The sequence below is a fragment of the Sphingomonas sp. SUN039 genome (genome assembly GCF_024758725.1).
Taxonomy (GTDB): Bacteria; Pseudomonadota; Alphaproteobacteria; order Sphingomonadales; family Sphingomonadaceae; genus Sphingomonas_O.
The window spans coordinates 1316308-1328779 of sequence record NZ_CP096972.1 but is presented as its reverse complement, the minus strand read 5'-3'; the positions used below and the strand labels follow the sequence as shown (position 1 = coordinate 1328779).

The 12472-nt window shown below is 62.0% G+C and carries 9 protein-coding genes; 7 read left to right on the top strand and 2 right to left on the bottom strand.

Going from position 1 to position 12472, the window contains the following annotated elements:
- Positions 1–48 precede the first annotated feature (48 nt).
- Genes M0209_RS06395 through M0209_RS06385 form a run of 3 tightly spaced genes read left to right on the top strand, consistent with a single transcriptional unit; the run spans position 49 to position 3750 of the window.
- Complete coding sequence (locus M0209_RS06395; RefSeq protein WP_258887457.1) at positions 49–1674, top strand: FAD-dependent monooxygenase; 1626 nt, start codon at positions 49–51, stop codon at positions 1672–1674.
- A gap of 2 nt (positions 1675–1676) precedes the next feature.
- The gene (locus M0209_RS06390; RefSeq protein WP_258887456.1) at positions 1677–3008 is read left to right on the top strand and encodes an MFS transporter; all 1332 of its coding nucleotides are present in this window, start codon (positions 1677–1679) and stop codon (positions 3006–3008) included.
- A gap of 37 nt (positions 3009–3045) precedes the next feature.
- Complete coding sequence (locus tag M0209_RS06385; RefSeq protein ID WP_258887455.1) at positions 3046–3750, top strand: GntR family transcriptional regulator; 705 nt, start codon at positions 3046–3048, stop codon at positions 3748–3750.
- Between the two features lie 28 nt (positions 3751–3778).
- On the opposite strand, the gene M0209_RS06380 is transcribed toward M0209_RS06385, so the two are convergent.
- Both M0209_RS06380 and M0209_RS06375 read right to left on the bottom strand, forming a co-directional pair.
- A complete protein-coding gene (locus tag M0209_RS06380) occupies positions 3779–5305 on the bottom strand; it encodes an AMP-binding protein (RefSeq protein ID WP_258887454.1) in 1527 nt (508 codons plus the stop codon).
- 19 nt (positions 5306–5324) lie between these two features.
- On the bottom strand, positions 5325–6074 hold the full coding sequence (locus tag M0209_RS06375; RefSeq protein WP_258887453.1) for a fumarylacetoacetate hydrolase family protein: 750 nt from the start codon (positions 6072–6074) through the stop codon (positions 5325–5327).
- Positions 6075–6563: 489 nt separating this feature from the next.
- Here M0209_RS06375 and M0209_RS06370 point away from each other — a divergent pair, with 489 nt between their 5' ends.
- The 4 genes from M0209_RS06370 (at position 6564) to M0209_RS06355 (ending at position 12470) form a co-directional block, all read left to right on the top strand.
- Positions 6564–6788, top strand: a complete 225-nt coding sequence (locus M0209_RS06370; protein WP_258887452.1) for a hypothetical protein — start codon at positions 6564–6566, stop codon at positions 6786–6788.
- Between the two features lie 152 nt (positions 6789–6940).
- Positions 6941–7711, top strand: a complete 771-nt coding sequence (locus M0209_RS06365; protein WP_258887451.1) for a DUF805 domain-containing protein — start codon at positions 6941–6943, stop codon at positions 7709–7711.
- Positions 7711–9039 (top strand): hypothetical protein, encoded by a 1329-nt coding sequence (locus M0209_RS06360; protein ID WP_258887450.1) that lies wholly within the window; start codon positions 7711–7713, stop codon positions 9037–9039. The genes M0209_RS06365 and M0209_RS06360 overlap by 1 nt, the downstream gene beginning before the upstream one ends.
- 23 nt (positions 9040–9062) lie before the next feature.
- Positions 9063–12470, top strand: a complete 3408-nt coding sequence (locus M0209_RS06355) for an ATP-binding protein (protein WP_258887449.1) — start codon at positions 9063–9065, stop codon at positions 12468–12470.
- Positions 12471–12472: the final 2 nt, after the last annotated feature.

Sequence of the window (12472 nt, the reverse complement as noted above, 5' to 3'; positions counted from 1 at the left end):
GTTTGAAAAAAGCTGGAGAGCGCACATCGTGCGACGAAGGAGAGGTAATTGCCGCACGAAACTAAAGCTGAGTTAAAGGTCCTCATCGTGGGCGCCGGGCCTGTCGGTCTGTCGCTTGCTATCGAGTTGGGCAGCAGGGGCATTCCTGTTGTCGTTATCGAACGAGAGGTGCGTGGCGGGGCTGCGCCACGCGCAAAGACGACGAATGTGCGCACGCGATCGCTACTTCGTCGCTGGGGGCTTGCCGATCGGCTTGCTCAAGCCTCTCCCTTCGGCATCGACTTCCCCAACGACATGCGCTTCGTGACCAGCCTTGTTGGGTATCCGCTGGCCACTTTCGAGGACGCTTTCAACGCTGCGCCGACGCGCAACACCGCATATCCCGAGCACGCCCAGTGGATCCCGCAATATACGCTGGAACGCATACTGAGAGAGCATGCGCAGACCCTGCCGAGTGTCGAGTTGTGCATGGGTCAAACCTTCAAAGGTGCCGAACAAGGGGCTGACGATGTCATCGTCACAATCGAGGACGAAGCAGGAACTCCTTACGCGCTGCGCGCCGAGTATCTCGTGGGTGCGGACGGGAGTCGCAGCGTCGTCCGTGACGCCATCGGCGCAAAGATGGTCGGGCGATACGCTCTTTCACGACACTATAACATCATCTTTCGTGCGCCGGGAATGGCCGATGCGCATCGGCAGCCGCCAGCTGTGGTTTACTGGCAGCTTGGACCTCGCGGATTCAGTGCGATCGGGCCGATGGATGTCGACGACGTGTGGTTCTTCGCGCTCGGCTCGGTTGAAGAGGGGGTGCAACTCAGCGACGACCAGGCAGCGGCATTGATCCGCGACCACACGGGCATCGACCTGCCTTATAAGATCCTCAGCAAGGATTATTGGGCGGGGAGCGAGCTGATGGCTGATCGTTACCGTGATCGCCGGATTTTCCTGGCGGGCGACGCCTGTCACCTCCATCCCCCGTTCGGCGGCTATGGCATGAACATGGGCGTCGGCGACGCGGTAGACCTTGGCTGGAAGCTCGCCGCTAACATCGAAGGATGGGGCGGCGAGACTCTGCTGGCCAGTTATGAAGCAGAGCGGCGACCGGTGCACCGAACGGTGATCGACGAGGCGCTGGCCAATTATCAGATCGCGCTCCAACCGAACATGTTTGCCGCTATCGAGGACAATAGCGACACCGGCGCCTCGATCCGTCAGAAAGTCGGTGCCGGAATTCAGGCATCGAAAGGCCGCGAATTCCATACGCTTGGGACCGTACTCGGCCTTTGCTACGAATATTCGCCCGTGATCGTGCGTGAAGCCGGACCGGCGCCCGCGCATGATAATTCCAACTACGTGCCGAGCGCCTATCCAGGGTGCCTCGCGCCGCACGCCTGGCTTGACGACGGGCGCTCGCTCTACGATCTCTTCGGTTCGGGACTCACGCTGCTTGCCTCCGAGGATGTGCCCAAGGTAGAAATCGCCACCGCCGTTACTGATGCCCAAAACGCGGGCGTGCCGCTGGAAGTCGTCCAACCCAAGGGTGTTCCGGTCACGGCCCTCTATCAGTCCAAGATGGCGCTGATCAGGCCGGACCAGACCGTCGCATGGCGCGGTGATGTCTGGATCAACGTCTTCGACCGTGTGCTCGGACGGGAGCTTGACGCGGTCCTGTGACGATGCCCGAGGCAACTTCTCTCCAACGGGTGTTCGATGCGTCGCCGATGTCGCCGACGCAGATTCGTGTTGTCGTGCTTACCGCAGTGCTCTCAGCGCTCGATGGCTATGATGTGCTGTCGGTAACCTTTGCCGCTCCCGCAATCTTGAAGCAGTGGGATTTGGGACTGGATGCGCTCGGGGTGGTGCTGTCTGCGGGCCTGTTCGGCATGGCTGCGGGATCGTTCTTGCTCGGACCGCTCGCTGACAAGACGGGGCGGCGATTGCTTGTCTTGATCAGTCTCGCCTTGATGGCTGTGGGCATGTTGATGGCCGCGCTAGCCACTTCCGTCCCGTGGTTAGCCTTTTGGCGCGTCGTTACAGGCCTCGGCATCGGCACGTGCGTAACGGTTATCAATCCGCTCGCAGCCGAGTTTTCCAATGCGAGACGTCGGTCACTCGCGATCGCCTTGATGGCAATGGGCTACCCCATTGGCGGTGTTCTGGGCGGCGTGTTGTCTGCCGTACTCCTCCGCTCGATGGGCTGGGAGTCAATTTTCATCGTCGGCTTCGTCGTCGCCGTCCTTCTCATTCCGGTCGCATTGCTGATCCTGCCGGAATCGCCAATGTTTCTCGCTCAACGACAGCCGTCGAACGCTCTCGATCGCCTCAATTCGGTGCTGGATCGCTGCAAAAAGCCGCGCTGCATCGCATTGCCGCCACGCGCGCTGCGATCGACGATCGGGTATAGGGCATTGTTTACGGCGGACCGCCTCACAACGACTGTAGCGCTCGCGGTCGCCAATGTTCTTTATGCCGCCGCTGCGTATTACGTCCTAAGCTGGCTCCCGCAAATGGTCGCTGACGCGGGTTTCAATCCATCTGATGGCAGCATAGCATCTGCGACGGCCAGCGTCGTCGGCGTTATCGGCGGCATAGCGCTTGGTTGGCTGGCGGCTCGTTATTCCGCACTCATGTTGACGGTCGGTTGCACCGTCGGGCTTGCTAGTGCGCTTCTGGTCTTCGGCATGGTTCCGGCAAATTGGGGAGCACTGCTCGGCGCGGCAGCGGTGCTTGGCTTGTTCCTCTATGCAGGCGTTTCCGGTTTCTACTTCACGCTCGCGCAGTCTTTCGATTCATCGGTTCGTGCAACCGGCGTTGGCTTCGTCATGGGCTGGGGTCGCGTCGCGAGTGCCGTTGCGCCCTTGCTCGCTGGGTGGCTCTTCGCGACGGGTGCAGAACGCGGAACAGTGTCGGTCATATTCGCTGCAAGCTCGCTGATGGCCGGACTGGTGCTGACCCTAACGTTCCGGAAGGGGCCCGGGCTTGGCACCTCTGGTCTAGCCTCCTCATGACTCATATGGCAGACCAATCAAGAAAAGAGGGATCAACTTGATCGACGTACACCAGATCGATCGGATCGACGACCAGCCGAAAAGTCAGGCTAGCTGGGTCTACACGACCGTGCGCGGAGACATCATCGCCGGGCGCCACTCGCCGGGCCAGAAGCTGAAGATACAGGAACTGGCATCAGAGCTGAAGGTCAGCCCGGGCGCTGTTCGTGAAGCGCTCTCCAGGCTCGTGCCAGAGCAACTTGTCGTTTCGCGAGACCAACGCGGGTTTGTCGTAGCGCCGCTTTCGATCAACGATCTCGAAGATTTGACCGATGTAAGATGCGAGATCGAGACGATCGCATTGCGGCGGTCAGTCGAGAGGGGTGATGTCGCATGGGAGGCAAATCTTGTTGCGGCGGCCCATCGTTTGACCGTCACGCCGTCGCCCGCGACGCCTCAAGAGACGGGCGCCGCTGATTGGCTGAAAATCCATGCTGCCTTTCATGCATCACTGGTGAGCGGCTGCGAGAGTCCCCGCCTGATCGCCCTCCACAACCAGTTGTACGAGCAGTCCGAGCGGTATCGCATTCTTTCCTCATATGTCGGACCGCGTCGCAACGTGCCGGGCGAACATCAACGGATCGTAAAGCTCGCACTCGCGCGAGACGCCGATGGTCTTATCGAAGCCGCTGTCGGCCATATTCGCCAAACAACCGATCTCATCGTCAGAGCGGCGCTCGAGCAGAAGATTATCGGGAAGTAATCGACCCGCACTTAACGTGCCAGGTTGTCTACCCTTCTCGGCGGAGCTTTTCTCGCAGCAAGGCTTTTGAAACCTTGTTGAGCGTCGATCGCGGAAAGTCGTCCACCAGGCGGATATCTACGGGACGCTTGAAGCTTGCGAGCGAAAGCGCGCAAGCAGCACTGATCCTTCCCACGAGGTTCTCTGAGAACTCAGAAGCGATCACAAACGCTATCGGCACTTCGTCGAGCATGGGATGAGGCTTGCCAGCGACCGCGACTTCGCGGACGCCTGGCACGCCAGCGATCACGCGTTCGATTTCCGACGCGGCGACATTCTCTCCGCCAACCTTGAGCATGTCCTTGGCGCGCTCGACGAAGAACATCGTGCCGTCGGTGCCTAACCTCACGCGGTCGCCTGTGATGAAGAGCCCATCGGACGTGAACGCGGCAAGCGTGGCCTCGGGATCGTCGACATATTCGACAAACAACGACAAGCCGCGGCGTCCGCGAACGTAAAGGTTGCCTGCTTCCCCCGGGGCGACTGGCTGCATTGTCTCGTCGAGCACCAGAATTTCGTAGCAGGGCGAGGCGAAGCCCATTCCCATTGGACTGGGCGGATACGTCGGAGATCCGACGATTCCGTGTGTCACGGTCTCGGTCATTCCCCACCACGTCACGGTCTTGACGCCAAATCGCTCTTCGACCGCAGGAAGCAGTACGGCCGCGCCGAAAAATTTGAAGCTATGCTTCTCCGGGATTGGCCGATCCAGCAATGCCATCGTGCAGAACGGCACGACCGATGTCCAGGTGCAGGCGTTGCGAACCGCTACGTCCCAGAACCGTGACACTGAAAAACGCGGTTGAAGGACAACGCTTGCGCCAGCCCATAACGACGCAAGTACGGAGTAGACCTGTGCATTGGTATGGAAGAGCGGCAGAAAGACGAGGTGAACGTCGTCCGGTAACAGCGCCTCATGCATTGCCGACACGCGCGCGCCCCACAGCGCGTTGGCGTGCGACCAGAGCACAGCTTTGGGACGCGCCGTGGTTCCCGAAGTGTACTGGATACCAAATGGAGCCAGTGGGTCGTGAGGGCGCTCGGGCAGCGATGCGGGATCACCGGAAATGGCAAGCCCGCCGCCCGGAATTACAACCTCGGTCCAGGCATCCGGTGGCAACGCCTTAGCTACTGCGTCGTAAAATCCGGGTTCGGTGAAGGCCGCCACGGCGTGCGAATGTTCGGCGAAATAAGCAATGTCGTCCGGCGTGCTTCGCGTGTTTGTCGTAACAGCAACCGCTCCAGCATAGGCGCAGCCCAGCCAAAGCGTCAGAAATTCGGGACAATTATCGAGATGTATCAGGACGCGATCGCCGGGCCGAATTCCACGTTCGACCAGGCCCGCCGCCGCCGTCCGGACGAGATCGCAAAACTCTCTATAGGTCCAGTGAGCGGTGTCCCCGTCGAATGGTTCCCAAACGAGGAACGGAGCATGTTTGCGCCGGGTGGCTTGTCGGTCGATCAGGGTCCTGAGATCCTGCCCCTCGAATCCAGAAAGCGACAACGGTGCGGTCACGAACTTCCGCCTCTCGCAGTCAACGTAATTGGCAAATGTTCGTTAGTGTTCCGAGCGTCTCGATCTCGGATCGCACGATCTCGCCCGGCTGCAAAAATTTGCGAGGATCCATTGCGGCACCGATACCACCTGGCGTGCCGGTAAATATCAGGTCGCCTGGTTCAAGCGTCATCGCATGCGAAAGATGCGCAATCTGGTCCCATATATCGAACACCAGATGCCGCGTGTTTGAGTTCTGCCGAAGTTCGTCACCCACCCAGGCGCGGATGTTCAGGGCGTGAGGATCGCGCACTTCATCGGCAGTTGTGATCCATGGACCGAACGGCGCATGTGTATCGAAGGACTTTCCCAACGACCATTGCTGCGTGCGGTGCTGCCACATGCGCTCGGTGACATCGTTGCCAACGCAATAGCCGAACACGGCGGCAGCGGCATCCTCACGAGCAATATCACGGCCACCCTTGCCGATCACGGCGACCAGCTCGACCTCATAGTCCACGAACGAAGGTTCACTCGGAATCTCGATTGGATCGCCGGGGCCATTCACTGAGGTCACGGCCTTGGTGAACCATACCTGGTCCTTCGGCGGCTCCATGTTCGATTCTGCGATGTGGTCGGCATAGTTCAGCCCGATGGCGAAGATCTTACCTGGCCGCGCGATCGGCGCATGAAGTTGGACCGACTCTAACGGGATGCGCTCGGGATTCGACGCCAACAGCGATTCCAGCCCACTCCGAACGCGCGGCCAGTCAGCAATGAGGGTCGTCAAATTGGCGAAGCCGGAACAGGAGGCGTCGAGCGCAATTATCCTTCCGTCGGCGTATATTCCCAGCTGTGGCTTTCCGCCTGCCGACGAGAACCTCAATAGCTTCACTGCAGCTTCCTCTCCGACATGCGCCTCGCGCCGCTGGAAATATGTATATTTTCTGCAAGGTCAAATATATTATTGCGAAAAGGCTAAACGGGTCGGATTAGGGTCGAGCAACATTGGCACTCGTAAAAGCTGCATTGTGCTCTGCGGCGAGAACGGCGTACCGGTGAACTGGTCGGCTGGTTAGCTGATGACGCTCGCTCCAACCAGTCACGAGAATTGGTCCAATGCCGGCGACCGGTGCCGCCAAACGTTGCCGACACTCGGCTAGGCCAAATCGCGCCCCTATTGCTGCCATTTATTCACGTCCGACATGGGCGTTGGTCAAACCTGCCCTTGGCCGAAAACAGACAGACAGGGTTGCGATCGGCTAAGGGGTAAGCCGACATGGAGTTCGAGTTCACCGATCCAAACTTTACGCTCGGGTTGCGTTTCGAGGCAGAGGATCGGTTGCCGAGAGGCATGCTCGTCGCTGCCTGGCCTTGCTCTAAAGTCGGGATTGTTACGGATGCGCAAAATGGGGCCGGAGGCGTGCAGGAAGTCGCCGAGTTTGACATCTTTATCCGATTGGGCCGATCGCACAGGATATTTAAAACCGCCTTTCTCGCCTGACTAATTCATCGTCCAATTGTGTCGGCAACCATAAGCGAAACACGAAAAGGGAAGGTAACTTATACGGTCCCCCTCCAAATGCTTGACTCGATTCAGTGCGCGATTACCCTGGATCGGGTCGCGCGGGCGCGGACGGGCGGAGGCTTGAAAGCATGAGCGAGACGGACGGCACAATGGAATGCCCGACCTGTCACATGACAGTGCCGATCGCGGCGCGCTGCGAAATTTGCGGATCGCCGCTGCCACCGCCGCCGACCCCGCCGCCGCCGGTCGAACCCGAGCCCGCGCCCGAACCGGAACACCCGCCAGAACCCGAAGAGCCTGAGCCGATCGTTCCGCCCGAGGATGTCGAGATATTGGTCGATCCGCCGGTCGTGCCCGACGGCCCGGATATCAACGAGCCCGATGTCACCGACCATCCCGACGAGCCCGTCTCGCCTCCGGTCGATCATCCCGAAGTCCCTGACGTCGATCCCGATCCGACGCCACCGCCTCCGCCGCCTCCGCCTCCTCCCGAGCGAGACAAGCTGCAGGCGACTACCAGCCCGGCGATGCTGATCGCCAAGCGGCTGTTCACCGACTTCAATTTCTCGGGCCGCATGACGCGCGGCGATTTCTGGAAGATGTACGCCGCGCGCTTCGGCGTCGGCGTCGTCGGCCTCGTGCTGATGGGCTCCGACGAAGGCGTGCAATATGGCGAAACCGCCGGGCCGTTCGCGCTGCTGGTGTTTCTCGCGCTGTGCGTCGTCGGGGTGAGCGGCGTGGCCGAGGGCACGCGGCGGCTGCACGACACGGGGCAGCCTGGGGTCTGGAACCTGTTGCTGCTGACCTTCGTCGGCGCGGTGCCCTGGCTGATCCTCTGTGCGCAGGACGGCAACCGCGACACCAATCGCTACGGCCCGGTGCCGGTCGACGAGCTCTGATGGCCGACGCGCCGTCGATCGACCCCGCGCAGAAATGGGCGACGCTGCGCAAGATCGATCCGGAATGCTGGGAACAGGTCGGCACCGGTGGACAGGGGTCGCCGATCTGGGAACTCAAGCCCGACTGGTTGCGTGTGATGTTCAAGGGTGCGTTCGTCAACGTCCGCGCTGTCGCGCCGCCGGGGCTGCAACCTCTGCAGGCAGTAAGCTTCGCCCATCGCGACGGCACCTACGACCTGCGCATCTATTCGCGCCTGCGCGCTGGCAAATTTTGCGACACGAGCTGGCAGTTCGGGGCGCCGCCGGGGGCCGAGCTTCCGCCGCATATCGGCCATCTCGGCCGCCGCAGGCTCGAGGTTCCGCTGGTCGGGGCGGAGGGCTTCACCGCGCCGGTCAACGTGATCTGGTTGGTCGATCCCGCCCTGCCGCAGGGTGTCCATATCCGCTATTTCTGCCCGGCGATCGACGAGACCATCGACATCGACGCCGTGACGCTCGACCTGGGTTATGTAGAGAACGCCATGGAAAAGAGCATGAAGGTGTATCCGTGGCAGAAATACGCCTTCTGGCTGCGCGAACTCAAATCGATCGACCGGCACGCCTTTTCGCGCATTCCGGGCAAGATACGCAGCTGGCTGCAGAGCCAGGACGGGCAACGCTTCTCCGCCCAGACGAATGAGCAGGAGATCGGCCATCTGATCCAGCAGGGCATGCTGCCGCCCTGGCTCGCCTGGCTGATGCCGCAAGAGGTGCCGCAGGTCATGAAGTCGCTGCGTGACGCGCAGAACGTCGCGCGCCGTCCCGAGGTCATCCAGCAATTTGCCATGCAGCTGCAGATGCCCGGGTTCAATCCGGTGCCCAAGCTGATCACTGCGGTCGACGCGAACCGGCTCGACCCCGCCGATCTCCAAGTGTTCATGACCATCGGCGCGCTGCGCGAAATCCATGGCTATGCCGAAGTCGCGCAGGCCGAACTCATCAAGCGCCGCCCCGACCTGCTCGCCGCAAGGCAAAGCCCGAACGGCAACAAGATTCTCGCTGCCGATCCCGATATTATGGCAATCAACAGCGACCCACGCGTCCAGGCCGAACAGCAGGAAATGCTGGCGGTGCAGTTCAGGCAACAGGGCCAATTCGGGCCGACCATGGCCGAGATCACCTCGGCGATGCAGATCATCACCAACATCCAGCAACAGCAGATCGCCGGGCAATTGTTCGGGGCCGGGTTGTGGACAATGATGCTGGGGATGGATGCGCCGAACCAGTATCTGACTGCCGCGCTGGCCAATGGGCCACCGTGGAAACTCTACAAACCATATTGCTGCTGAGCAAACGAGGGAAGCGCGCGACGATGGACCCGATGCAGCCCGAACCGCTGATCACCGACGATCTGACGCCATTCTTCGGTGCGGTGCCGCAAGGATCGAGCCTGCTGCATTATGCGATCAGCGGGTTCGAGGTGCCATCGCTCCCTGCGCTCGCGCCGGAAAGCGGGACGATGCGCAATGAGGTGACGGCGGCGGTGCTCTACCGTTTCCGCGCCTATATTGCCGAACTGCACCAGGCCGGACGCAACCGATCGATCGCGCTGCAATTCTCGTCCGACCCCGACGCTTCGCGCTTCAACGCGCGGGTGCGCTGCCACATGCTGATGCGCAGCGCCCATTCGGACCCGGAGACGGCGAAGCGCGAAGCCCGGGACTTCGCGGCACAGGCGATGCAAACCTTCCCGCAAGAGGGCATGTTCTCGTACGGCAGCCCGCGCTGGATGAACAAGCGGGCGCTGCAACTCGCCCTTTTCCAACTGCTCGACCCTGAAGAGGATAAGAACGGCAAACCTATCCCCGTCGCCCAGGACGAACGACCGATCAAGGTCGTCGAAATCCGAAAATGGGAACAAGCACTCACCAGCTTCAGCCAGCCATCGATGCACTACGTGCCGCACCGTTACTGGGCGGACAATCGCCGCGACCCTTGGCTGTCGATCGTCGAGACGCTGGCCAAGACGGCCGTACCCACGGCAGTCCGGATCGAATTGCAGCCAGTCCAGCTTGCCGAAGGACAGGGGCGCGAGTTCGTCGCGCTGGCGGGCCGCTGGTTCTCGATCATCGCCGAAGACCTGACCCGCAAGGCGAGTCAGGGCGACAAGGAACCCAACAAGGACGGCATCGTCACCGAGGAGATGATGCGTGCCGATCTGGTGGCGACCGCATCGTCGGATGCGGCAGCGGTGTCGTATATCCATCGCGGTCGCCACATCTACGAACGGCTGACCAGCTATTCCGATTCGGTGTTCGTCATGCGCGTTACGCTAGCCGCGCGCGAAGCCGTCCCTGAAGCGCTGATCGGATCGGTGCGCTCGGCGCTCGCCAACCCGCCGCCCGACGATCCCGACGGCGCGCTCGGCTGGGTCCGTCCGCGCATTGTGCGGCCCGGCCACGACGAGATGGAGGACGCGGTCGAGAGCCTGCGCTGGATGACCCAGTCGCGCTGGGCGCGGGGCGAACCGAACGCCGCCAGCGCCTACAAGATCGACCTGTCGGGCGTGGTAACCCCGGACGAGGCGGTCAGCCTGTTCCATCTGCCGATCTACGACCGGCCGGGTCAGACCTCGGCGCTCAGTACTGCCGAAGCGCCGTTCGTGATCCCGCCCGACAGCCTCGACGCCGGGCGATTTAAACAGAAACCGAAGGTCGATGAAAATGGCAAGCGGCGCCGGGCTGAAAAGAAGGACCTGATCAAGGTCGGCTACCTCTACCAGCGCGAAAACCTGCTCGGGGAAGACAAGGGCGACGGGGCCTTGCCTTTCATGGTGTCGCTCGGCGACCTGTTGAAACCGTCGCTGCTGGTCGGCGCGCCGGGCAGTGGCAAAACCAATCTTGCCTTCTCGCTGCTCCTCCAGCTGTGGCGCGACCACGACGTGCCGTTCCTCGTCCTCGATCCGTCGACAGGCCAGGAATTTCGCATGTTGATGGGCAACGAGAAGCTCGAGAACGACCTGGTCGTTTATACCGTCGGCGACCTCGACGAATGCCCGTTGCAGTTCAATCCCTTTTCGGTGCCGCCCGGCGTCACCGTGCGCAACCATACCACCCGCATCCTCGCCGCATTTCGTGCCGCGTTCCAGATGTTCGACCCCGTGCCTGCGATCTACGAGGGCGCACTCGAACGCATCTACACTGATCCGCGCTATCTCGACGGCCAGACGCCGATGCGGATGGACCAGAAGGGCGGCCCCGACACCGCCGCGCCGACGCTCGCGGCCTTCGCCGCCGCGATCCGCGACGAGGTCAACGAGAAAGCGGTGAGCCTGTACGAGGGATCGAAGGAATCGATCGGCGTCATTCGCGGCGCGAGCACGATCCGCGTCAATGCGATCGGCAAGAAGATCGGCCACATCATCAACGTGAAGGGCAATAACGGCGCGTTCATCCAGCAGATGCTGAAGCGGCCAGTAGTGATCGAGCTGGGTGGCCTCGGCGACGGATCGAACATCGCGCTGGTCATGGCCTTCTTCCTGACCCAGCTCGCCGGCCATATCGAGGAGGCGTTCCGCAAGGACACCAAGCGCATCCACATCATGTTCATCGAGGAGGCGCACCGCCTGCTCGGCGCTGGCGAGGGCAACGGGGTCGAGAGTAAGAGCGCCGAGGATTTGAACACGATGCTCGCCGAGGTTCGCAAGTTCGGGCAGGGCATCCTCGTCATGGACCAGCGCCCGTCGAGCCTGGTAGGCGGCGTCCTCGACAATTCATATGTCAAGATCCTGACGCGCCTGTCGGATCGCCAGGGGTTCGACCGGCTGGCGAGCGAGCTGAACCTCAACGAGGCGCAGCAACGCTATGCGCGCACGCGGCTGAAGACCGGCGATGCGATCATGATCGATCGCGATGCGGGCCAGCCGGTGCTGATGCGGTCGGAGGACGCCAAGAGCGGCCTCGAACCGCCCGAACCCGAGAACGAAGCGGCGGCGGCGAAGCAGCAGGCGGACCTCGTCGCGAAGATGCAGGCCAATGCGAAGAGCGCCAAGCTGGAGCCGCCCCTGCACGTGCCCTATGTCGAACCCGGCGCTTCGGACGGCAAGACGGGCACGGCCGATCTCCCTGCTGCCGAATGGCTGGCGGGCGAGGCAAAGGCGGCGTTCGAAAAGCTGCTGAACGCCAATTTCGTCAAGTCCGGGGTCTGGCATGCGATGAATACTGCGCTCGGAGAGGGCGCAGGGGTCGATGCCGCGATCGACGCGCTGGGACCGGCGCTCGAGGGCGAGAGCGCCGCGTTCGATGCGGCGGTCGGCGACCTGTGGGAAAAATTGAAATGGGGTCTGGTCGGTCGCCTTGCCGAAGAACGATACAAGGGGCCGCTCGAAACCGAAACGCGCGACCGGCGCGGCGAGGCCGCAGGCCCGCCGCGCGGTACGTCGAACGCAGCCGCCGACCCGACGGGACCGTTTGCAGGACTCGCCGCCACCCTCGCCACCGACCTTGCGACGCTCGAAGACCGCAGCTTCGCCAACCAGAGCGTCTGGTGGAGCGTCAAGGACCGGCTGTGGCGCACGCCGCCCGACCGCAAGGCAGCGGGCGACGCCGCCGACAGCGTGATGACCGCAGAGCGTGCGGGGTTCGACGCGCTGACCGCCGAGATGTGGCGGCGCTTCGTCGTCGCGGTGGTCGCCCGCATCGAGGACGATCCGGTCAGCGACGAGAAAAAGGCGCAGCTGGACCAACGTGCCGTCGATTATGCAGCAATGAAGGCGGAGTAGGC

Bases quoted from the DNA above. Each gene is read 5' to 3' on its own strand.
- M0209_RS06370 (WP_258887452.1), top strand. From the start codon at position 6,564: ATGGAGTTCGAGTTCACCGATCCAAACTTTACGCTCGGGTTGCGTTTC.
- M0209_RS06355 (WP_258887449.1), top strand. From the start codon at position 9,063: ATGGACCCGATGCAGCCCGAACCGCTGATCACCGACGATCTGACGCCA.
- M0209_RS06360 (WP_258887450.1), top strand. From the start codon at position 7,711: ATGGCCGACGCGCCGTCGATCGACCCCGCGCAGAAATGGGCGACGCTG.
- M0209_RS06390 (WP_258887456.1), top strand. From the start codon at position 1,677: ATGCCCGAGGCAACTTCTCTCCAACGGGTGTTCGATGCGTCGCCGATG.
- M0209_RS06365 (WP_258887451.1), top strand. From the start codon at position 6,941: ATGAGCGAGACGGACGGCACAATGGAATGCCCGACCTGTCACATGACA.